The organism is Streptomyces sp. NPDC001678, assembly GCF_042892945.1.
GTDB lineage: Bacteria > Actinomycetota > Actinomycetes > Streptomycetales > Streptomycetaceae > Streptomyces.
On record NZ_JBIAUP010000005.1, the window covers coordinates 119,577 to 139,954 of the forward strand.

Genomic DNA, 20,378 nt, shown 5'->3' on the forward strand with positions numbered 1-20,378 from the left:
ACGCGACCCGGCACGGTGGAACGGCCGAGCGCGGCACCCCCTGCCGCGCCCCCGCGCCGGTCACCATCGCGACGCTGCGAAGCCCTCCCCGGAGCCGCTTAGAGAAGATGGGCCGATGCGGGTAGATGTACGACGGTATTGAAGCTTGAGTCCGTATGGCAAGAGGTGGGGCGGAGGCTCCTCCTTTGGTGTTATTTGCGCCTATGCATCCATTCGCAGGGACTTAACTATTGACGCCGTGTCCATGGCGGGTGGTTCCCTCAACCGCCTTCCCGGATCCGCCCCATGCGCTTGAGCAGCCTGTCCGCCTGTTCGAACAGCTCCGGCCGGGCCAGCACCGTGTTGCGCAGCGCCCGCAGGGGCGCGCGCCGGGCCCGGTAGCCCAGCGCCACCGGGTGCCGGCGGGTCACCCAGCCCTCGGAGACGCTGAGCTCACGGGTCTTCAGCGAGTCCTTGTAGGCCTTGCCGCCCCGCCCCAGGTCCAGATAGGCCAGCCCCTGCGCCGCGGCCCCCTCGGCCATCCGCATGTGGAGTATCAGGCCGGGGGAGTAGCGGGCGAACTCCGGGTCGTACGCCGGGAACCAGCACGCCAGCACTGTGCTCGAGCGCAGTCCGAAGTGGGCCGCGACCGGCCGCCCGGCCGCGTAGAGCACCGACAGCAGCCCGGCGAAGGACTCGGTGCGGGTGTGGAACAGCTGCTCGACGAGATGGGCTATCCACGGGCGCGCGAAGCGGTCCGCACGCCCTGTTCTTCGGTACTGCGCCGATTTCCAGCCGGTCAGCACGCGCAGCACCGCCGGGTCGCGCTCGTCGTGGACGTAGCGCACCTCGCCCAGGTCCCGGCCGAGCCGGCGCTCCTTGGCGAGCGTGGTGCGGGTGAACTTGGGCGACTGTTTGCGCAGCGCCGCCAGATACCGCTCGTACCCCTGGTCGACGTCGATGACCGGGGAGGCGAAGGAGCCGGAGGCCGCCACCTCGAAGGGTTTCTGACCCTCGACCAGGTGGTCGAACTCCCACAGGGAGAGGCCGCAGGCGAGCAGCAGCTCCCGGGTGTCCCACTGGAAGCCGGGGCGGTGCACCAGCCCCTGGGCGTCCGAGACGCCCAGCCCGATGGCCCGTCCCACGCCCAACGAGGTGCGCTGGAAGGGGAAGAACGCCACCGGCTCGCCCTCCTCCCGTACCACCGCGATCCGGATCCCCCGCCGGCAGCGGCCCATCGCGAGGGCGAACTCCGGAGCGAGGAAAGGATTCGCGAGCTGTGGTGAGCCGTCCTCGACGGCCCGCGCCTGCATCGCCGACCACGCCGCCCGGTCGGCCGCCGTGAGCTCGCCGGGCCGGTACACGCTGATGTCCACGTCAGGAAGCCCGACTTCTCGTGGCGCGGCCCCGGTGGCGCCGCGCGTGTGCCAGCAGGAACGCGAGGAGCAGCAGGGCGGCGCTGACGGCCGCCACCGCCACCACGCCGCCCCGCACCGTCCAGGTGTGCAGCGCGAGCATGGTCTGGGCCACCAGCAGGTCGACCGCGACCGCCCCGCCGGTGGCCACCACGGCCCGGCTGAGCGGGTCGAGCCCCCGCAGCGGGGCGGCCACCGCGCAGGCGGGTGCCACGATGAGGAAGAACAGGGCGAACGGGGCGCGCAGCGGTGAGGTGACGTCGGCGAGCGCCAGCGCGCCGCCCACCCCCGCGATGGCCGCCGCGACGCCCGCCATGAGCGGCAGCGAGTCCCGGGCGGCCGGACCCCCGTCGCGGCCGCTTCCCCCGTCCGTACCCTCGGTGCCGTCGCGTTCCGCCGGGTCGTCGAGTCCGGTGAGATCAGTAAAGCTCTGCATTGGCGACTTTGCCCCCCGAAGCGCCGGATGCCGGGCTTCAATGTCGCGCAATCGGCAAAGGCCCGTCAAGATGTGAAGGCCATGCGAAACAGCCCCGGACGGTCGTGACCGCCACAACCGGAGGCTGTCCGTCAGATGAACAGTGAGTGACGTGGTCCTACTGTCGGATCGTGCGTCAACCGACGGATTTCAAACGCGGGTTGACGGCTCCGTTCCCACCCTTCGTGCCCGGATGACCGTTTGACGAACCGGCCCTTATTTTTGGCATGGACACTTCCAGCGACATGGGGTCGCTGCTACCACGGAGGTGGCAGAAACCCCTGCTAGGGAGGTTCCATGAAACTGTCCCGGTTCGCGGGTGCCCTATCCGCGCTGGCCCTCACCGCCGCCCTCGCCCTCGGCGGGGCCGGCGCCGCGCACTCTGCCGAACGCGCGTCAACCCCCGCTTACACGGCCCTCGGTGACTCCTACTCCTCCGGTCTCGGCGCCGGGAGCTACGACTCCGCCAGCGGTGACTGCAAACGCAGCACCAAGGCCTATCCGGCCCTGTGGGCCGCCGCCCACAAACCGTCCAGATTCGACTTCAAGGCCTGTTCCGGCGCCCGTACGGGTGATGTTCTCAGCGGTCAGCTCGGCACGCTGGACGGCTCCACCGGGCTCGTCAGCATCTCCATCGGCGGCAACGACGCGGGCTTCGCCGACACCATGACCACCTGTGTCCTCGGCACCGACGCCTCCTGTCTGAGCCGGATCGACCAGGCCCGCGCCTACATCCAGGACGAGCTGCCCGCCAAGCTCGACGACGTCTACTCCGCCATCAGCGACCGCGCGCCCCAGGCCCAGGTCGTCGTCCTCGGCTACCCGCGCTTCTACCACCTCGGCGGCGTGTGCCTCGGCCTCAGCGACACGAAGAGGAGGGCCATCAACGGGGCCGCGGACCTGATCAACTCGGTCACCGCCAAACGGGCGGCCGACCACGGCTTCGCCTTCGGCGACGTCACGACCACGTTCACCGGGCACGAGCTGTGCTCGGGGAGCGCGTGGCTCAACAGCGTGACGTTCCCCGTGAACGAGTCGTACCACCCGACGGCGTCGGGCCAGTCACGCGGCTATCTGCCGGTGTTCGCCGCGGTGGAGTGACGCTCCCCGGGGCGGGGCCTCAGCCGCTCGTGCCGCCGTATCCCCCTGGGTAACCCGACGGACTCGCCGATCCGGACGGCGAAGCCGAAGCCGACGGCGGCGACGAGGGCGCCTTCTGGCACGTCACCGTGAACGGCACGTGCCGCGACACCCCCGCCCCCTTCACCTCCAGCGCGATCCAGTCCTTCTCCTGGTCCCCCGCCCGGTGCGCGGTGTCCGTGTGCGCGAGCACCTTGCTCCGCTCCCCGGCGCCGACGCGCGTCGTCCGCCAGCCGCCGTCCGTGACGTTCCCGCTGCCCGTCACCCAGCGGTAGGTGACGTCGGCGGGGGAGCGGTCCACCGCGATGGCGGCCTGGAAGGCGGGGGCCGCGTCGCCCGGCGGCGGGCAGGGGCCGGAGTAGTGGTCGCGCAGGGCGACGACGGTGATGGTGACGTTCACCGCGGGCGTGCCGCCGGGGGAGGCCGAGGTGGGCGGTGACGCGGCGGCCGACGGCGTCGTACGCTCGCTGTCCCCCGGCGTGGGCGCCGCCCCCGCGTTCTTGTCGCTCCCGGTGGAGGGGGCCGTGCCCCCGCCGCCCGACCCGCCGCCCCCGTCGTTGTTCGAGGTGAGGGCCCACACCAGCCCGCCCACGGCGAGCAGCGCGACCAGCGCGCCCCCGGCCAGCGCCACCCGCTTCCCCGCCCGCAGCCCGGCCGGACCGGCCGGACCCGACGGGCCGGGCGGCGGCACCGGCACCGGCTGCGTCGGTGCCCCGGCCGCCGCCCCCACGGGCTCCGGGGGTGCCACGGATCCCGCCGCCACGGTCGGCGCGTACGCCCCCGCGCCCCCGCCCGTCTCCACGCGCGGCACGCTCCCCGCCGCCACCGTCCGCAGCAGCCGTTCCGCCTCCGCCGCGCCGAGCCGTCGTGCCGGGTCCTTGCGGAGCAGTCCGTCCAGGACGGGCGCGAGCGGGCCGGCCCGGCGCGGCGGGGGGAGCTCGGCGTCGACGACGGCGCGCAGCGTGCTGAGCGGGGTGTCCTGCCGGAAGGGGGAGTAGCCCTCCACGGCCGCGTAGAGCATCACCCCCAGCGACCAGAGGTCCGACTCGGGTCCCGGCGGGTGGCCCAGCGCGCGTTCCGGGGCGAGGTACTCGGGGGAGCCGACCAGCTGGCCCGTCGCGGTCAGCGCCGAGCTCCCCTCGATCATCGCGATGCCGAAGTCGGAGAGGACGACACGCCCGTCGTTGGAGATGAGCACGTTTCCCGGTTTTACGTCGCGGTGCAGCACGCCCACGGCGTGCGCCCCCCGGAGCGCGGCGAGCACCTCCACTCCGATCTGCGCCGCCCGTACCGGGGTGATGGGTCCCTCGGCCAGGAGGACCTCCGCGAAGGAGAGGCCGCGCACCAGCTCCATGACGATCCAGGGCCGGCCCTCCTCGGTGACCACGTCGTGGACGGTGACGACGTTGCGGTGGGAGATCCGGGCCGCCGCGCGTCCCTCGCGCTCCAGCCGGGCGTAGAGCTGCCGTACGTCGGGGGCGGGCAGCCCGGCGGGCGCCCGGACCTCCTTGACCGCCACTTCCCGGCCCAGGACCTCGTCCCTGGCGCGCCATACCACGCCCATGCCGCCCTGCCCCAGCTCGCCCAGCAGCCGGTAACGGCCCGCCAGCACCCGTCCGGCGCCGGAACCCACGTCCATGCGTCCGTCCCTCCCCCGAGAGCAATTCGGGGTGAATGTACCGCAACGGAGCGTGATTGCCCCCTGTTCGGTACCGTATTGTCCTGTTCAACTCGCTGTCGGTGACGGCAGGTTCACGTCATGTCTGTCAACGCCCTTGACGGGGTGGTGAATCGGCCCCGCCGATGCGCGGGTGACGCGATGGGGCGATAGAGTTACCCTGCCTGGGCCGGGTGCCTCGTACGGGTGGGGAGTGTCGAATGGATCAGATAGCGATGCGGAGCAGGGCGCGTGTGCCTGCCGTCAGCTATGGAAGCGGTGCGTCGAGCGCGCGCCTCGACCGTCACCTCGCGGTGCTCGGCGGGCCCGCCCTGCCGCAGCGCGAGGTCGAGGGTGCGACGGTGCTGATGCGCGAGATCACCTCGCGTGACCACGTCCGCGCCGGTCGCAGCAAGAGCCAGAGCCGTACCGCCCGTCTCTCCCTGTTCGCCCCGCTGCGGCGGCTGCGTCGCTCGCTCTTCGGCAGCCGGAGCACCACCTCCCACGCCTGACCCCCGGCCCCGGCCCGTCCCCGTACGGCCTGCCCTTTCCCCGGGGCCGGTCGATCGGCACCCCTCGGCATCCCCCCGACACCTTCCGGCCCGCCGTCGTCCCCGGACGTTCGCACAATCTCCTCAGTGCGCGTCGAGGGTGACGGTGAAGGAGAAACGGTCCCCCCGGTAGTGGATGCGGGCGATGTCGACGGCCCGTCCGTTCTCGTCGTAGGTGATGCCCGTGTAGTGGAGGATCGGGCTGAGCAGCGGCACCTGGAGCAGCCGGGCCGTCTCCGGGTCGGCCAGCCGTGCCTCGACGGTGTCCGTGATCCGGCTGATGCGCACCCCCACGACGTCGCGCAGCACCTTGGTCATGGGCCAGCGGGCGAGGTCCGCGACGTCGATCTGCTCGGCCAGCTCCGGGCGGACCAGGTTCTCCGCCCAGTTCGTCGGCTCGCCCGACACCTCGTCATGGCGCAGCCGCCGGTAGGCGACCGCCTCGTCCAGGCCGGGGAAGTGCTCGGCCAGCTCGGCCGGGACCGGGGCCGGGCCATGGCCGACGACGGTCGTGCGCTCGCCGGACTGCTGGGCGACGATGGTGTCCACCGAGCCCAGCAGCCGTACGGGCGAGCCGCGCCGGGCGCTCGGCTCGATGAACGTGCCCCGCCGGCGGTGCCGGGTGATCAGCCCCTCCGCCTCCAGCTCCTTGAGCGCCTGCCGCATGGTCAGCACGCTGACGCCGTAGTGCGCCGCGAGGGCGTCCTCGGTGGGCAGGCGCAGGGGGTCGTCCGGGCGCCGGCCCAGTATCGAGGCGCGCAACGACTGCGACACCTGGTACCACAGCGGCAGCTTGCGGTTGAGCGCGAGGGAGTCGGGGGCGAAGGTCACGGGGGCTCCGGCTGTGCGAACGGGGGGTGTCACCGACGGAAATGGCGCTCCAGACCCTGCCACACCCGGTCGTATCCCGTCTGCAGGTGGTCGGCCTCCGCCGCCTGTGCCGTGAGCGTCATCGGCCAGCGGGTCTCGAACATGAAGGCGAGGCCGTCGTCGATCTTCTGGGGTCCGAGCTCGGCCGCGCTCGCCCGCTCGAAGGTCTCCCGGTCCGGTCCGTGCGCGGACATCATGTTGTGCAGCGAGCCCCCGCCGGGGACGAAGCCCTCCGCTTTGGCGTCGTAGGCGCCCTCGATCAGGCCCATGTACTCGCTCATCACGTTCCGGTGGAAGTAGGGCGGCCGGAAGGTGTCCTCACCGACCAGCCAGCGCGGCGCGAAGACGACGAAGTCCACGCCGGCCAGTCCCGGGGTGTCGGAGGGGGAGGTGAGCACCGTGAAGATGGACGGGTCCGGGTGGTCGTAGCTTATGGAGCCCAGCACATTGAAACGGCGCAGGTCGTAGACGTACGGCACATGGTTGCCGTGCCAGGCGACGACGTCCAGCGGGGAGTGGTCGTACGTGGCCGACCAGAGGTTGCCGCAGAACTTGTTGATCACCTCCACCGGGCCCTCGACGTCCTCGTAGGCGGCGACCGGGGCCAGGAAGTCACGGGCGTTCGCCAGCCCGTTGGCGCCGATCGGGCCGAGGTCGGGCAGGACGAAGGGCTGTCCGTAGTTCTCGCAGAGGTAGCCGCGTGCCGAGTCGTCGAGGAGCTCCACCCGGAAGCGCACCCCGCGCGGGATCAGCGCCACGTGGCCGGGCTCGGCGCGCAGCAGCCCGAGCTCGGTGCGCAGCAGCAGCCCGCCCCGCTCGGGCACGATCAGCAGTTCCCCGTCGGCGTCGCTGAACACGCGGTCGGTCATGGAGGCGTTCGCCGCGTACAGGTGGACGGCCATGCCGGCGCGCTGGGTGACGTCCCCGTTGCCGCCCAGGGTCCACAGGCCGGCGAGGAAGTCCGTGCCCCCGGCCGGCTCGGGCAGCGGGTTCCAGCGCAGCCGGTTGGGGTCGGGGACGGTCTCGGCGAAGGGGGCCGTGCGCAGGGCGCCGTTGCCGACGCGGGTGAAGGGCGGGTGCGCGGCGGAGGGCCGGATCCGGTACAGCCAGGTCCGGCGGTTGTGCGCGCGGGGCTCGGTGAAGGCGCTGCCGCTGAGCTGCTCCGCGTAGAGCCCGAGGGGGGCCCGCTGCGGTGCGTTGCGCCCCAGGGGCAGGGCGCCGGGGAGGGCCTCGCTGCTGTGCTCGTTGCCGAAGCCGGGGGAGTAGACCAGCGCCTCCGCGGTCTTCCGCGCCCGCTCATTGCCCGTACCGCTCATCGCGTGCTCCCACTGCCGATGGATTCCTATGGGAGACCGTAGGATTCCCGGGCCGGGCGCGTCAATGGACCGGTTCCGGGCATGCGGGAGAACCGGCCGTCGGGTGAACCTGAGGCGATCATGTGGAGCGGGCCGTGATCAGCCCGCCCGGTCCGCCCGCCACTGCGGCGACGGCAGATGGATCAGCAGCAGGACGATCCCCGTCAGCGTGAACATGCGGGTCGCGGCCTGGAGCCCGTTCCACTTCGTGGACTGCCACATCGCGAACCACTCCCCGCCGATGGCGACGAAGCCCAGCCCGAAGAGCAGCATGAGCATCAGCAGCCCCAGCGTGGTGGCCCGCCGGGCGGGCCCGAAGCCCTGGCCGGCCCCACCGCGCCGCAGCTCCCGCACCCACAGCCCCGTGGCCGCGAGCAGCACGAGCGCCGCCAGCGTCTCCCAGACGATGATGGTCACGTAGGCGGCGTTCTGGAGCGTGGCGTCGGTGACGGCCCGCCACATCACATCGCGGTCCTGGAACGTCGTGTCCATGGCCAGGACATGCCGGACGAATTCCTGGTTGGTACCGAAGTCGGTGACATTGCCGAAGGCGACGAGCGTGATGTAGACCGCGATCGTGGCGGTCAGCGCCGTGGCCGCCACCGGCAGGGTGCGCTCGGCGGTCATGGGGTCATGCATGCCCGTCCGGCCGGGCCGCTACGCGCCACGGCCCCGGGCCATGCGCCCTAAGCGCTTGCTCAGGCCCCGGGGTATGGTGTTCGTCCTTGTCGACGGCGAGGGGCCCGGGCGGGCCCGGAGAGCGGGGCACCGAGATGGGCGAGCGGACGCCACGGACCGAGGCGTGGGCCGACGTCACGCCCGACGCGGCGCGCCGCCTGCTGGCCGCCGGCGTGGAGGCCTTCGCCGAGCGCGGCTACCACGCCACCACCACCCGCGACATCGCCGGCCGCGCCGGGATGAGCCCCGCCGCGCTCTACATCCACTACCGGACCAAGGAAGAGCTGCTCTACCGCATCAGCGGCGTCGGGCACCGGCTCGCCCTCGACATCCTGCGCCGGGCCCGCGACGGCGCCGGCACCCCGGCCGAGCGCCTCGCCGAGGCCGTCCGCCGCTTCGTCCGCTGGCACGCCGAGCACCACACCACCGCACGCGTCGTCCAGTACGAGCTCGGCGCGCTCGGCGAGGAGCACTACGCCGAGATCGTCGCGCTGCGCCGGGACACCGACGCCGCCGTCCGCGCGATCATCGAGGACGGCGTCGCCTCGGGCGACTTCGACGTCCCCGACGTCCGCGGCACCGCCCTCGCCGTGCTCTCCCTGTGCGTCGACGTCGCCCGCTGGTTCGACGCCGCGGGCAGGCGCACGCCCGCCGAGGTCGGCGACCTCTACGCGGGCCTGGTGCTGCGCATGGTCGGCCACCCCGAGCGCCACCCGGAACCCTCGCCACGGCCGGCCTGACAGTGCCGTCACGTACAGTCTGAGCCGTGCCGCAGATTACGAAGAAGGTTTGCGAGCTGACTGTCGGTCAGCTCTCGGCGCGCAGTGGCGCGGCCGTCTCCGCCCTTCACTTCTACGAGACCAAGGGCTTGATCAGCAGCAGGCGCACCTCGGGCAACCAGCGCCGCTACGACCGCGACGCGCTGCGCCGCGTCGCCTTCATCCGCGCGGCCCAGCGCGTCGGCATCCCGCTCGCCACGATCCGCGAGGCGCTGGCCGAACTGCCCGACGGCCGCACGCCCAACCGGGCCGACTGGGCCCGGCTGTCGGAGACGTGGCGGGTCGAGCTGGACGCCCGGATAGCGCAGCTGGGCAAGTTGCGCGACAGCCTCGCGGACTGCATCGGCTGCGGCTGTCTCTCCCTCGACCGGTGCGCGCTGTCCAACCCCGACGACCGCTTCGGCGGCCTCGGCAACGGCTCGATCCTCTACGGCCAGCGCGACGCCGGCTGATCGCGCGCCCGGCGGCGGCGGCCGACGCTGCGCCCGAGGGCGGCGGCCGACGCTCCCCGGAAGGGGTCCGGGGAGCGCGCTCACACCCCCGCGTACCGCCCGGCGAGGCTCCTCCTGCGCGCCGCGGTCAGCGCGGCGGGCGTGAGCACCGATACGGGCACCACGATGCCGCAGTCGGCGCAGACGGGGCCTTCCAGCGGATAGCGCTCCAGGTCCGTGCGCCATTCGACGCGCTCCTGCCCGCACACCGGGCAGGCGTCGCCGGGGGCGGACTCCATCGCCGCGATCACCCGGCGCAGCACGTCCGCGAGCCGGGCGTCCGGGGTGATGTCGGGGGACGCGCAGGGCACGATGTCACAGCCGCCCCAGGTGTTGCGGTACCAGTCGTCGATGGCGCTCGGCTGGCGGATGCCGTGGTGCTTCTCCCGGCGGCGCCGGCCCGCGAACCGGGCCTCGTACGCCAGCCAGACCTCGCGGGCCTCCTCCAGCTCGGACAGCGCGGCGATCAGCAGCGCGGGATCGGGGGCGCGGTCGTCGGGGGCGAGGCCGGCACGGGCGCACAGATGGCGCCAGGTCGCCCGGTGCCCGTAGGGGGCGAAACGTTCGAGGCATTTGCGCAGGGAGGTCCTGCGGAGCGCGATGGTGTTCCGTGGATTGCGCACTTCTCGGGCTAGTGCTCTGAAACCTGCCACTGCATCCCACCTCCGGCGGCGCGGACTCGGATCGACATGGAAGGGACGTAACGCACGGCCGATCGGATCCATCGGATTTTCGGATCCCGGCCCGCGTCACGGCGCCGACTCCGCTCTGCTACCCCCATCGGGCGGACAGATGTGGGCCATCACGAAGGTGGCGGAACCCGGTGCCGTGCTCAGCGCACCAGGCGCCCGGCCAGCAGGACGAGCCGGGCCAGCTCCCGGTGGCAGATGTCGCTGTGCGCGCCGGACGGCGGGCCGCCGCGCCGCACGACCGCCGAGGCGTCGACGTTGACGCAGCCGTCGGCCGGGAACGGGCCGGTCAGGGCCTGGTCGAGGACGAGTGCCGCGGTGCCGGGCACGGCCTGGACGCCGTCGTGGCCCATGGCGCCCCAGCGGGGGTCGGACAGGCCCAGCGGGTCCAGGCCGAGCAGCGAGTCCATGTCCCCGGAGACCCGGGAGGCCAGCGGATAGAGCAGCCCCAGCGCCTGGTCGTGGCTCGAATGGCAGCACACCACCGGGCCGTCGACCCGGTGCTGGAGTTCCTTGAGCGCACCCGCGAGGCCGGGGGCGAACGGCAGCCGGGGCGCGAAGGCGTAGTGCGAGAAGGCGCCTTGGAGCATGGTGACGGAGCGCACACAACGCGCGCGCCCCGGAAGGCCACGCAGCGCGAACGCGACGAGCCGTCCCCCGAAGCTGTGCCCCGCCAGATGTATCCGCAGGCCGGGGCAGGAGCCGTCGAGCTCCCCGAGGAGCCGTCCGAGCCCCGACTCTCCCACGGTCCCCGCCCGTCGCTTCATCTCCCAGTAGGTCCCCTGGCGCAGCATCTCCAGCGCACCGCCCCACAGCCGCTCCAGCGCGCCGGACAACTCCGAGCGCGCCAGGCCCGCGAGCGCCAGGGCCTCCGCGAAGCGCGCGCACACCCGCTCGGGGCTCCCGGAGAACATCGTGGGCTCCTCCGGCTCCCCGGCCCCCGGGTCCAGGTCGTGGAGGTGCGGATCGGCGGCCCCCGTCGCCCGGTCGCCCCGGCCCCGGGCGACCAGACCACGCGTCAGCGCCGCGAACTCCGCCAGCCGCGCCGGGTCCGCCGGCCGCCGCTCCAGCAGCTCGGCCAGCCGGTCCAGCACGGCCTCGCTGCCGGGGAAGACCGCGGCCAGCCCCGTCAGAGTGCCCGGGTCCAGCAGCGGCCCGGCGGCCGCCGCCGGGGGCCGCTCGGCGGGGAAGTCCGGGATGGGCTCGTCCGTGAACCGCATGGACGGCCAGATCACACCCCCGTAGCCGAGACGCACGGGGCCACCGGTGGCGGAGGGGGCGGGGGCCTCGGCGAGCACGGCGGGGAAAGGGGCGAAGAAGCGGTCGTAGAGACCGGTGGCCATCGAGCGGGTGTTGTTCCAGCCGTGGACGAAGACCACCAGATCGGTGATCTCCTGCTCCGCCACCCCCCTCAACAGGGCCTCCCGTTCGCCGGGGGCCATGTCCCCCTCGGCGTCGAACATCAGCTCCCAGTACGGCTGCACACCTATGGTCGCCATGGCGTCCCCCTGCCAGGTCAGTTGGCGCGCATCGTCCTGCCGTCAAGAAAGTGTGTCCAGCCTTCCCCGGATGTCTTCACCCGTTCGTGAGCCACGATTCGAGCCCTTGCGGCACGCGCAGGTGAGCGAACCCGGGCAACTCCCCGCGCGCCCCCACCGCCTGGTGGCAAGATCTCGAATAGGGGGGCCGCGCACGCGGCGCGGCACCGCACCACGGCGGAAGGGGTGGTGGCTCATGCACATCAGGACGGCGACGCAGGGAGCGACGGAGAGCTGCGCCAGACCGGTACCGCAGCGTCTGCTCGCCGCCGCCACCCGGCTCTTCGCCGAGCAGGGCTACGACCGCACGTCCGTCCAGGAGATCGTCGTGGCCGCGGGCGTCACCAAGGGCGCGCTGTACCACTACTTCGGCTCGAAGGACGACCTGCTGCACGAGATCTACGGACGGGTCCTGCGGCTCCAGCAGGAGCGGCTGGACGCCCTCGCCGGCACCGACGCGCCCGTCGAGGGCCGGCTGCGGGACGCCGCGGCCGACGTGGTGGTGACGACCCTGGAGAACCTCGACGACACCACGATCTTCTTCCGTTCGATGCACCACCTCTCGCCCGAGAAACTCAAGCAGGTGCGCGCCGAACGGCGCCGCTACCACGAGCGGTTCCGGGCCCTGGTGGAGGAGGGACAGCGCACGGGCGTCTTCAGCCGGGCCACACCCGCCGACCTCGTGGTGGACTACCACTTCGGCTCCGTCCACCACCTGGGCAGCTGGTACCGCCCGGACGGCGCGCTCAGCGCGCGGGCGGTCGCCGACCACCTCGCGGACCTGCTGCTGCGGGCCCTGCGCCCGTAGCGGCAGGTGGACAGGCTCGTTCCGCCCGGAGGGGATCCGGGCGGAACGAGCGAGCGGGGGCTACCGCGCGTAGCGCTTGAGCTCCCGCCGGGCCAGCGACCGCTGGTGCACCTCGTCCGGCCCGTCCGCCAGCCGCAGCGTCCGCGCCGCCGCCCACAGCTCCGCCAGCGGGAAGTCCTGCCCCACGCCGCCCGCGCCATGGAGCTGGACGGCCTTGTCGATGATGTCCGTCACCGTGCGCGGCGTCGCGATCTTGATGGCCTGGATCTCGGTGTGGGCGCCCGGGTTGCCCACCGTGTCCATCAGCCAGGCCGTCTTGAGGACCAGCAGCCGCAGCTGTTCCACCGCCACGCGCGCGTCCGCGATCCACTCCTGGACCACGCCCTGCGCCGCGAGCGGCTTGCCGAAGGCCGTACGGTCCACCGCCCGCCGGCACATCAGCTCGATCGCCCGCTCGGCCATGCCGATCAGCCGCATGCAGTGGTGGATACGGCCCGGGCCCAGCCGGGCCTGGGCGATGGCGAAGCCGCCGCCCTCCTCGCCGACCAGATGGTCCGCCGGGACGCGCACCCCGTCGAAGCGGACCTCCGCGTGGCCGCCGTGGTAGTGGTCCTCGTAGCCGTAGACCCGCATGGCGCGGCGGACCTCGACACCGGGGGTGTCACGGGGGACCAGGACCATCGACTGCTGCCGGCGGATGTCGGCGTCCTGTGGATCGGTCTTGCCCATGACGATGAGGACACGGCAATCGGGGTGGAGCGCCCCGGAGATGTACCACTTCCGGCCGGTGACGACATACGCGTCGCCGTCCCGCTCGATGCGCGTCTCGATGTTCGTCGCGTCGGAGGAGGCCACCTCCGGCTCGGTCATCGCGAACGCCGAACGGATCTCCCCCGCCAGCAGCGGCTCCAGCCAGCGCTTCTTCTGCTCCTCGGTGCCGAACTGCGCCAGTACCTCCATGTTCCCGGTGTCGGGCGCGGCGCAGTTGAGGGCGGTGGGGGCCAGCTGCGGGCTGCGGCCGGTGATCTCGGCGAGGGGCGCGTACTGGAGATTGGTCAGCCCGGCCCCGTACTCCTCATCCGGCAAGAACAGGTTCCACAACCCCCGCCGCCGCGCCTCCGCCTTGAGCTCCTCGACGACGGGCGGTACGTCCCACGGCGAGGCGAGCGCGGCCCGCTGCTCCTCGGCGACGGTCTCCGCCGGGTACACGTGCTCGTCCATGAAGGCGAGCAGGCGGGCCCGCAGTTCCTCGGTGCGGGCGTCGAATGCGAAGTCCATGCCGCTCAGCCCTTCCGGAGGGTGGTGAGGCCGTTGTCGATGAAGAGCGGGACGAGCTCGCCGATGCGGTCGAAGCCCGCGCCGACCGTCCGCCCGAGGGTGTGGCGGTAGTGGATGCCTTCCAGGATCACGGCGAGCTTGAAGTAGGCGAAGGCCGTGTACCAGGGCAGGGCGGAGACGTCACGGCCGGAGCGGGCGGCGTAGCGCTCCACGAGCCCGGCCGGATCCGGGTGCCCCGGGGCGCTTCCGGTGGCGGCCACGGGCGAGCCGGGGACGGACCGCTGCTCGGCGTACATCACCAGCAGCCCGAGGTCGGTGAGCGGATCGCCGAGCGTGGACATCTCCCAGTCCAGGACGGCCCGTACGGTGTCGTCGGCGCCGACCAGGACGTTGTCGAGCCGGTAGTCGCCGTGCACCACGGCGGGCGCGGGGGAGCGGGGCAGGGCGTCGGTCAGCGTGGCGCGCAGCTCGTCGATCCCCGGCAGCCCACGGCTGCGGGACGCCTCCAGCTGGGTGCCCCACCGGCGCAACTGCCGCTCCAGGAAGCCCTCCGGGCGCCCGAAGTCCCCCAGCCCCACCGCCGCCGGGTCCACGGCGTGCAGCTCCACGAGCGTGTCGACGAGCCCCAGCACCACCTCCCGCGTCCGGCCCGGACCGATCGCGGCCAGCTGCTCCACCGAGCGGTAGGGCGTGCCGGGGACGAACTCCATCACGTAGAACGGCGCCCCGAGCACCTCCTCGTCCTCGCACAGCAGCAGCGCCTCCGGCACCGGCACGGGCGTGTCGCGCAGCGCGCTGATCACCCGGTGCTCGCGGGCCATGTCGTGGGCGGTGGCGAGCACATGCCCGAGCGGCGGCCTGCGCACCACCCAGCTCCCCCCGGCGCCGTCCCGCACCGCGTACGTGAGGTTGGACCGCCCCCCTTCGATCAGCGAGACCTCCAACGGCCCGGCCGTCAGCCCCGGCCGTTCCCGCTCCAGATACCCGCGCAACCGCTGTGGATCGAGCCCCGGCGGGGGACTGGCGTTGCTCATCGCGTGCTCCTCCAAAGGGAGTCGGGCCGCGCTCGGCGGACGTCCGGCGACCTGCTGACGCCGATCATGATGCCGACCGGTCGGTATGCCGTCCAGAGGGCCGAGCGTCTCCGCTTCCAGACGGCAGGTCTCCGGCCGTCTCGCTCGCGCAGAGGTAGTGTCACCACCCCAAGCGGGCGTCAGAACCTGATGTTTGCCCTCCTCGCCAACCGGGTCAGTCTCGGGTTGCTGCGCTTGTGCATCGTGGTGAGGACCCGAAGGAGTTCCTGGCTCGTAGGGTGGACCCGGGCCATTTGCGGAGCAAGTGCCCACGCCACTTCGAGCTCGGTAAGCGCTCCATCCCTGTCCCCAAGGGCCAGTTTCGACCGCGCGACGTTCATTCGCAGAGGGCTGGTACGTGTCGGCGGCAGTTTCAGGGGTCTTTCCTGCGGGTTCCTGGTCAGCTCTTCCATGGTCTCGATGGCTTTGGCGTGCCGATGCAGGTCCCCGTATGTCGCCACAACATGAACCGCCGTATTCTGCGGCCCGAAGTGGATGCCAAGTCTGTCCACATCGGCGTTGAATTCCTCGGACAGGGCCCAAGCCCGCGCGATGTGCTGGTCTGCGGTCGTCTTATGCCTCAGCCGGCCCGCCAGGGTCATACCGCGAAGGTGGAGAATGCCCAGCGCGTAGGAGCGCTTCGGTCCTTCGGGGGCGCCACTTTCGATGAGAGTGATAGCCCGGTCGACCACCGAGAGTCCGTCTTCGAATTCGCCCATGTTCAGGTAGACGCCGGCCTCGTCGCGAGCCGAGATCGCCTGGGCCAGCGGGTCTGCTTGCTGCGCGGCGAGCTTCTGCTTCGTCACCGCCAGGTCGGCAAGCATCATCCAGCGATGCCGGGCAGCCAGCCAGTAGACGGTGCTGTAGGCATCGGCCACCATCGCCCAGCCCTCCGGTGTCGCGGCCGCATGGGCAAAGTTGGTCACCCCGGAGACGAGCTCCGGCAACTTCGACAGCACCTCGTTGAGTTTCGCGTTCTCGCGCAGCTTGGTCATCTCTGTCAAGGCGGCCTTGAGCTCTTGCCGAGATGCATCGGGCTCTCGCGGGAGGTCGAAGCGCCGGATGGCGGAGTTGAGGGCCTTGAGCGAGTCTTCGGAAGGTACCGGCGCTTGCCCCAGTACCTCTTCGAGGGGGAGGGCGAAGGCTCGTGCGATGGAGGCTGCCACGCCCTGCGTCAGGGCTCGCTCACCCCGTTCGATCTTACCCAGCATGGAAGCGGAGATCCCGGATTCTTGGGCGAGGCGGTGTTGTCCCCAACCCCGTTGCTTGCGGAGCACGGCTACGTTCATGCCAGGCCCCGGCACCGCACTGATAGCACCCATGTTCCCTTCCTCTGTCGTTCTTGTGCCCAGGTTCCAAGGGTCGCCTACCCCGGTGCCTCATGTGTGCGCTTCTTGTGCACTTTCACTTGTGCGCTCCGCTGTTGACTTGGTGTCAGACCGATAGGACCGAAGGGAAGTGAGTGATGCGAGCCGCCGCGAAGCCCCAGAAGTCGGCCGACGTGCGCGCTGGTACCCCTGAAGGGACGGCGCTGTCCGTGGCTGCGGGGGCCGTACCGGTTCTACAGGAGGCCTTGAAGTTGATGAGGGTCATCGGCGAGGTGCGGGCGGGAGGCGTCCTGAATGGCAACGGCCTGGTGCATGTGGTCCTGTGCACGCGCGACGCCTACAACCTTGCCCGATGGGTGCGTGAGCGCGACGTGCAGGCGGTGAGCGCCGGGCCGCCCGCAGAAGGGAGCACGAAGGGAGCGGCGGCGAAAGGGGTGAAGGAAGGATGCATGAACTCATCGTGAGCCCATTTCTCGACGGATATCTGGCCCTTCGGCCGGGGCGCCAAGCCGGCCTGCGTCTGCCCGAGCAGAAGTATCGAGAGCTCCGGACGGCAGCCCGCGCCGACGCTCCGCCCCCGAAGTGGCTCGTTGAGGCGGCACACGAGGTCTGGGGGCTCGAGATCGGTGGACGACCAGCACGGTCCACCCTCCTCGTGCGGGAGCCTTCCGGCTACGGTTTCAGCCGCGCGAGCTGGGAAATCAATCTCGGCTGCAACTTCGCTTGCAAGCACTGCTACCTGGGGCTGAAGGAGTTCTCAGGCCTGCCCTGGGAAGAAAAGATCCGTCTCCTGGACATCATGCAGACCGTAGGCGTGGTCTGGTTCCAGATCACCGGCGGTGAGCCGACGATAGACAAGCACTTCCAGGACGCCTATCGCTACGCGTACTCGCTGGGAATGATGCTGACAGTCTCCACCAACGCATCGCGCCTCTGGAACGGGCCTCTCCTGGAGATGTTCGAGGAGTGCCCCGCCTACCGGATCGTCGTCAGTGTGTACGGGGCTACCGAGCAGAGCTTTGACGGGTTGACCCAACGACGTGGCGCCTGGAAGTCATTCAAGAGGGGCGTGGATGCCGCCCGTGAGGCCAAGCTCCCTGTCCGCCTCAATCTGATCGTCACAGAGGACAGCGCTGATGAAGTCGACGCGATGGTGGCGCTGGCCGAGGCGTGGGAGCTCGACCACCACGTCTACACGAACATGACGCCGACGATCTACGGCGGCCCGGAATCCCTCCTCGCGCAGTCGACCGAGCACCTCCGCGAGCGGACCCCCTTCCAGGGCTGCAATGCCGGCCACACGTTCTTCCACGCCGACCCCCACGGCAAGGTCAGTATCTGCAAGGTTGGCAGGGACGACCAGATCGACCTCATGGCCGAGGGCGCGGAAGGACTGCGCAAGCTCGGCGGTATCGCCGACAAGTTGATGCTTCGCACCGGAGGCTGCCAAGGGTGCCTGCTCTCCGGTTCGTGCCTGGTCTGCCGGCCGCTGGCCAAACAGTTCCAGGAGGCGAAGGCCCCGCTGGCGAGCTACTGCCAGCACGGACAACCGAAGAAGGAGATGGTGAAGGCATGAGTGCCGTACCCGTGACCATCGCTCGCACCCGGCCTCCGGACCGGGGTCCGATCGTGGCGACGACGGAGATCGCCGTGGTGGCCGACCTCGACGGCGTCCTGGAAGGCGTCGAGTGTTCGTGCAGCGGAAGCGACGACAACCCCCACTAGTCGCTGACCGGGCACACATGCTCAGGCCCTGGCGTATTTCACGCCAGGGCCTGATTCGCCTGGTGCCGCCGAGTAGGGTGCCGCTATGCGCTTCCGGTGGGACTGGCTTCGCCCAGTGGTGACGGCCCCCTTCGTTCCGACTATCGGCCCGGTGCATCCCTCGGTACTTACCGAGGACGTCTTCGCGGACACGCTGGCCGCCGCCGCCAGCGACCGGTTCCTCCGGTACGACAAAGACATCCGATGGTCTGATGCCAAGGACGAGACGGTCCTGGTCGAGGACGTCATCCATCAGCCCGGCGAGACCTTGATCCCCACTCTCTCCCGACGCGGTTCCGGAACGGTCAAGGTCCACGTCTACGGAGTGCGTCCCGATACTCTCCTCGTCGCATCCGAGCTGGCGGAGAAGCTCTGTGCCGCGCAGGGGGCTGCGAAGGCGCGCGTGGTGCGGTTCCTCGGCCCCGAAGCGCCGCAGGGCCGGGGAACCCGGATCCAGCTCAAGGACTTCCGCACCCAGACCTGCGCGGCCCCGACAGGCCCGGTCCGCAGATACACGGAATGGCCCACACCGATTCAACGCGACTTCGCGAGCTTCGCCGAGCGGATGGCGGCCGATGGCTTCCGGTTCCTCTACGGCCGCATGCGGGCGGGGACGGTGGGGGCCGTGCTGGTGGCCGCCTCGCAGGGGAAGGTGGCCGGCGCCATCGGCCCCATGGAAATCCGGCCCGACGCCATCGGGTCGCGACAGCTCATGCCGCAATACTTCGGTGTACTGCCCGAACACCGGGGGAAAGGTCTCGGCCGACTGCTGTGGCGCGCCGCGATGCACTGGGGACAGACCCACGGGGCCGCCTACCAGCTCCTTCAGACGGAGGTCGGCGGGGCTTCCGATCGGCTGTGCCAAGCCGAGGGGCTGACCTCCCTCGGCTTCACCTACTCCCGGCCCGCCTGAGAGCGGGGCCCCGGCCTGCACGCCCGGGGGCCGCTCCCCCTCCCCATCGCAATTCCTACGCGTGGCAGGCGATCGGCCGGCCGCCGTTCATCGTCATCATGTCGCCCAGGACCGTCAGCAGGTCCAGCGGCGCCCCCAGCGGGAGCCCGTCCAGTTCGGCGTAGGCGCGGTGGAGGTTGGCGACCAGGCGCTCGCTCTCGCGCAGGGCGGCGAATTCGCCGAGGTCGGCGTCGCGGGCGGCCTCCAGGGGGGTGCGGCCGGCGGCGTGGGAGGTGCGGGCGAGGTCCTCGACGTAGCGGAGGTAGCGCTCGACGGTGTCGTAGACGGAAGGGTCGGTGACCCGGCCGTGGCCCGGTACGACCACGCTCGCGTCCAGTGCGCGCAAGGTCGCCAGGGCGCTCAGGGAGCCGCTGAGGGAGCCCATCATGATGAAGGGCGTCCCGCCGTTGAAGATCAGGTCGCCGGTGAAGACGACGCCCCGGCCGGGGAGGTGGACGATGGTGTCGCCCACGGTGTGGGCCGGGCCCGGGTGGAGGAGGCGTACCTCGGTGTCGCCGATGTGGACGGTCAGTTCGTCGGTGTAGGTGAGGGTGGGCGGGGTGACCTCGATGTGCCCGTAGTCGACCTCGGGCCAGGCGAGGTGGAGCTGGAGGCCCGCCGCGAGGGTCTCGCGGCGGCAGTCGGCGTGGCCGACGACCGTGGCCCGCGGGGTGAAGACGCAGTTGCCGTAGGTGTGGTCGCCGTGGTGGTGGGTGTTGACGACGGTGGTCGGCAGCGGCGCCCCGCTCGCGACGACGGCCTCGCGCAGCAGCTTCGCCCGGCGCTCGGTGGCGGCCGTGTCGACGAGCAGGGTCCGCTCGCCGTCGGTCACGAACCCCGCGTTGTTCAGGCACCAGCCGCCGTCGGGCTGGATGTAGGCGCTCACGCCCGGGGCGAGCGGGACGGTGTAGGGCTCGGTGCCCTCCGCCTCGATGGTGGTCGGTCTCGTGTTCGCGCTGGTCATTCGCTGGCCTCCCTCGCCGTCCGCCGCGGGGGTGGGCGGATCGGACCACCCGTCAGAATACGGGCGGCCGGAGGCCGTCGGTCCGGTATCCGCCGGTCAGGCGCGGTGTTCGAGTCCCGGCCGGAGCCGGTCCAGGAGGCCGTAGAGCGTGGTGCGCTCGGCCTCGTCCAGCGCGTCGAGCGCGCTGTGCGTGGCCTGCATCTCGGCCCGTACCCGGCGGATGGTCTCGTGGCCCTCGTCGGTGGCCACCACGTTCTTCACCCGGCGGTCGGACGGGTCGGGCTCGCGGCGGACGAGGCCGCGCGCCTCCAGCCGGTCGACGATGCCGGTGACGTTGGAGGCGTCGCAGACCAGCAGGGTGGCCAGGCCGCGCATCGGGACCGGGCCCTTGAGCTGGGCGAGCAGCTTGGCCTGGACGGACGTGAGGCCGTGGCGGGCGGCGGCCGCCGCGAAGTCCTGCCACTGGGCGGTGCCGAGCGCCGCCACCAGCTCCAGGAGCTGGGCCTTGGACGGGGGCTGGGGGGTCGTGCCGGTCATGGCTCAAGTGTACTCAAACAGCTTGAAGTCTTAAATCATTAACTTGACTACCTGAAG

Annotated in this window: 22 protein-coding genes; 9 read left to right on the top strand and 13 right to left on the bottom strand. The window is 71.5% G+C overall.

What is annotated here, in order from left to right; genetic code table 11:
* Nucleotides 1–260: 260 nt before the first annotated feature.
* Together ACFYZR_RS12325 and ACFYZR_RS12330 are read right to left on the bottom strand one after the other, a co-directional pair.
* On the bottom strand, nucleotides 261–1,355 hold the full coding sequence (locus tag ACFYZR_RS12325; RefSeq protein ID WP_391908852.1) for a GNAT family N-acetyltransferase: 1,095 nt from the start codon (nucleotides 1,353–1,355) through the stop codon (nucleotides 261–263).
* A gap of 1 nt (nucleotide 1,356) precedes the next feature.
* Nucleotides 1,357–1,830 carry a hypothetical protein gene (locus ACFYZR_RS12330; protein WP_391908854.1) on the bottom strand — a complete coding sequence of 158 codons (474 nt, stop codon included), beginning with the start codon at nucleotides 1,828–1,830 and terminating at the stop codon, nucleotides 1,357–1,359.
* A gap of 336 nt (nucleotides 1,831–2,166) precedes the next feature.
* On the opposite strand from ACFYZR_RS12330, the gene ACFYZR_RS12335 reads away from it, so the two are divergent.
* On the top strand, nucleotides 2,167–2,970 hold the full coding sequence (locus ACFYZR_RS12335; RefSeq protein WP_391908857.1) for an SGNH/GDSL hydrolase family protein: 804 nt from the start codon (nucleotides 2,167–2,169) through the stop codon (nucleotides 2,968–2,970).
* 19 nt (nucleotides 2,971–2,989) lie between these two features.
* Here the strand turns inward: ACFYZR_RS12335 and ACFYZR_RS12340 are convergent, their stop codons facing one another.
* Nucleotides 2,990–4,648 carry a serine/threonine-protein kinase gene (locus ACFYZR_RS12340; protein WP_391908860.1) on the bottom strand — a complete coding sequence of 553 codons (1,659 nt, stop codon included), beginning with the start codon at nucleotides 4,646–4,648 and terminating at the stop codon, nucleotides 2,990–2,992.
* Between the two features lie 239 nt (nucleotides 4,649–4,887).
* Between ACFYZR_RS12340 and ACFYZR_RS12345 the strand changes: the two genes are divergently transcribed.
* Entirely contained in the window at nucleotides 4,888–5,178 is a 291-nt protein-coding gene (locus ACFYZR_RS12345; RefSeq protein ID WP_391908863.1) for a hypothetical protein, read from the top strand.
* 123 nt (nucleotides 5,179–5,301) lie between these two features.
* Here ACFYZR_RS12345 and ACFYZR_RS12350 read toward each other — a convergent pair whose 3' ends face one another.
* The 3 genes from ACFYZR_RS12350 to ACFYZR_RS12360 form a co-directional block, all read right to left on the bottom strand.
* Complete coding sequence (locus ACFYZR_RS12350; protein ID WP_391908865.1) at nucleotides 5,302–6,081, bottom strand: GntR family transcriptional regulator; 780 nt, start codon at nucleotides 6,079–6,081, stop codon at nucleotides 5,302–5,304.
* Complete coding sequence (gene hmgA / locus ACFYZR_RS12355) at nucleotides 6,078–7,403, bottom strand: homogentisate 1,2-dioxygenase (RefSeq protein ID WP_391908867.1); 1,326 nt, start codon at nucleotides 7,401–7,403, stop codon at nucleotides 6,078–6,080. Before hmgA ends, ACFYZR_RS12350 begins: the two co-directional genes overlap by 4 nt.
* 138 nt (nucleotides 7,404–7,541) lie before the next feature.
* Entirely contained in the window at nucleotides 7,542–8,069 is a 528-nt protein-coding gene (locus ACFYZR_RS12360) for a DUF2165 domain-containing protein (protein WP_391908870.1), read from the bottom strand.
* Nucleotides 8,070–8,215: 146 nt separating this feature from the next.
* Between ACFYZR_RS12360 and ACFYZR_RS12365 the strand changes: the two genes are divergently transcribed.
* Complete coding sequence (locus ACFYZR_RS12365; protein ID WP_391909771.1) at nucleotides 8,216–8,860, top strand: TetR/AcrR family transcriptional regulator; 645 nt, start codon at nucleotides 8,216–8,218, stop codon at nucleotides 8,858–8,860.
* Between the two features lie 26 nt (nucleotides 8,861–8,886).
* Entirely contained in the window at nucleotides 8,887–9,351 is a 465-nt protein-coding gene (soxR, locus tag ACFYZR_RS12370; RefSeq protein WP_391908872.1) for a redox-sensitive transcriptional activator SoxR, read from the top strand.
* An 80-nt stretch (nucleotides 9,352–9,431) separates the two neighbouring features.
* Here the strand turns inward: soxR and ACFYZR_RS12375 are convergent, their stop codons facing one another.
* Together ACFYZR_RS12375 and ACFYZR_RS12380 are read right to left on the bottom strand one after the other, a co-directional pair.
* Complete coding sequence (locus tag ACFYZR_RS12375; protein ID WP_391908875.1) at nucleotides 9,432–10,043, bottom strand: hypothetical protein; 612 nt, start codon at nucleotides 10,041–10,043, stop codon at nucleotides 9,432–9,434.
* Nucleotides 10,044–10,222: 179 nt separating this feature from the next.
* Nucleotides 10,223–11,578 carry a serine-threonine protein kinase gene (locus ACFYZR_RS12380; protein WP_391908878.1) on the bottom strand — a complete coding sequence of 452 codons (1,356 nt, stop codon included), beginning with the start codon at nucleotides 11,576–11,578 and terminating at the stop codon, nucleotides 10,223–10,225.
* 235 nt (nucleotides 11,579–11,813) lie between these two features.
* Here ACFYZR_RS12380 and ACFYZR_RS12385 point away from each other — a divergent pair, with 235 nt between their 5' ends.
* Nucleotides 11,814–12,425 carry a TetR/AcrR family transcriptional regulator gene (locus tag ACFYZR_RS12385; protein ID WP_391908881.1) on the top strand — a complete coding sequence of 204 codons (612 nt, stop codon included), beginning with the start codon at nucleotides 11,814–11,816 and terminating at the stop codon, nucleotides 12,423–12,425.
* A 60-nt stretch (nucleotides 12,426–12,485) separates the two neighbouring features.
* Here ACFYZR_RS12385 and ACFYZR_RS12390 read toward each other — a convergent pair whose 3' ends face one another.
* The 3 genes from ACFYZR_RS12390 to ACFYZR_RS12400 all read right to left on the bottom strand — a co-directional run bounded on the left by ACFYZR_RS12390 (nucleotide 12,486) and on the right by ACFYZR_RS12400 (nucleotide 16,098).
* Entirely contained in the window at nucleotides 12,486–13,703 is a 1,218-nt protein-coding gene (locus tag ACFYZR_RS12390; RefSeq protein ID WP_391908884.1) for an acyl-CoA dehydrogenase family protein, read from the bottom strand.
* A gap of 5 nt (nucleotides 13,704–13,708) precedes the next feature.
* Complete coding sequence (locus tag ACFYZR_RS12395) at nucleotides 13,709–14,737, bottom strand: phosphotransferase family protein (protein WP_391908887.1); 1,029 nt, start codon at nucleotides 14,735–14,737, stop codon at nucleotides 13,709–13,711.
* 179 nt (nucleotides 14,738–14,916) lie between these two features.
* A complete protein-coding gene (locus ACFYZR_RS12400) occupies nucleotides 14,917–16,098 on the bottom strand; it encodes a helix-turn-helix domain-containing protein (protein WP_391908890.1) in 1,182 nt (393 codons plus the stop codon).
* A 143-nt stretch (nucleotides 16,099–16,241) separates the two neighbouring features.
* Between ACFYZR_RS12400 and ACFYZR_RS12405 the strand changes: the two genes are divergently transcribed.
* From ACFYZR_RS12405 to ACFYZR_RS12420, 4 genes are all read left to right on the top strand, one after another.
* On the top strand, nucleotides 16,242–16,568 hold the full coding sequence (locus tag ACFYZR_RS12405) for a hypothetical protein (RefSeq protein WP_391908892.1): 327 nt from the start codon (nucleotides 16,242–16,244) through the stop codon (nucleotides 16,566–16,568).
* Nucleotides 16,550–17,680, top strand: coding sequence for a radical SAM protein (locus tag ACFYZR_RS12410; protein WP_391908895.1), 1,131 nt, complete (start codon nucleotides 16,550–16,552; stop codon nucleotides 17,678–17,680). The genes ACFYZR_RS12405 and ACFYZR_RS12410 overlap by 19 nt, the downstream gene beginning before the upstream one ends.
* Nucleotides 17,677–17,829 carry a hypothetical protein gene (locus tag ACFYZR_RS12415; RefSeq protein ID WP_391908897.1) on the top strand — a complete coding sequence of 51 codons (153 nt, stop codon included), beginning with the start codon at nucleotides 17,677–17,679 and terminating at the stop codon, nucleotides 17,827–17,829. The genes ACFYZR_RS12410 and ACFYZR_RS12415 overlap by 4 nt, the downstream gene beginning before the upstream one ends.
* Nucleotides 17,830–17,914: 85 nt before the next feature.
* Nucleotides 17,915–18,781, top strand: a complete 867-nt coding sequence (locus tag ACFYZR_RS12420; protein WP_391908898.1) for a GNAT family N-acetyltransferase — start codon at nucleotides 17,915–17,917, stop codon at nucleotides 18,779–18,781.
* Between the two features lie 55 nt (nucleotides 18,782–18,836).
* Here ACFYZR_RS12420 and ACFYZR_RS12425 read toward each other — a convergent pair whose 3' ends face one another.
* Nucleotides 18,837–19,784, bottom strand: coding sequence for an MBL fold metallo-hydrolase (locus tag ACFYZR_RS12425; protein WP_391908900.1), 948 nt, complete (start codon nucleotides 19,782–19,784; stop codon nucleotides 18,837–18,839).
* A 96-nt stretch (nucleotides 19,785–19,880) separates the two neighbouring features.
* A complete protein-coding gene (locus ACFYZR_RS12430; RefSeq protein ID WP_386724708.1) occupies nucleotides 19,881–20,321 on the bottom strand; it encodes a MarR family winged helix-turn-helix transcriptional regulator in 441 nt (146 codons plus the stop codon).
* Between the last annotated feature and the right edge of the window lie 57 nt (nucleotides 20,322–20,378).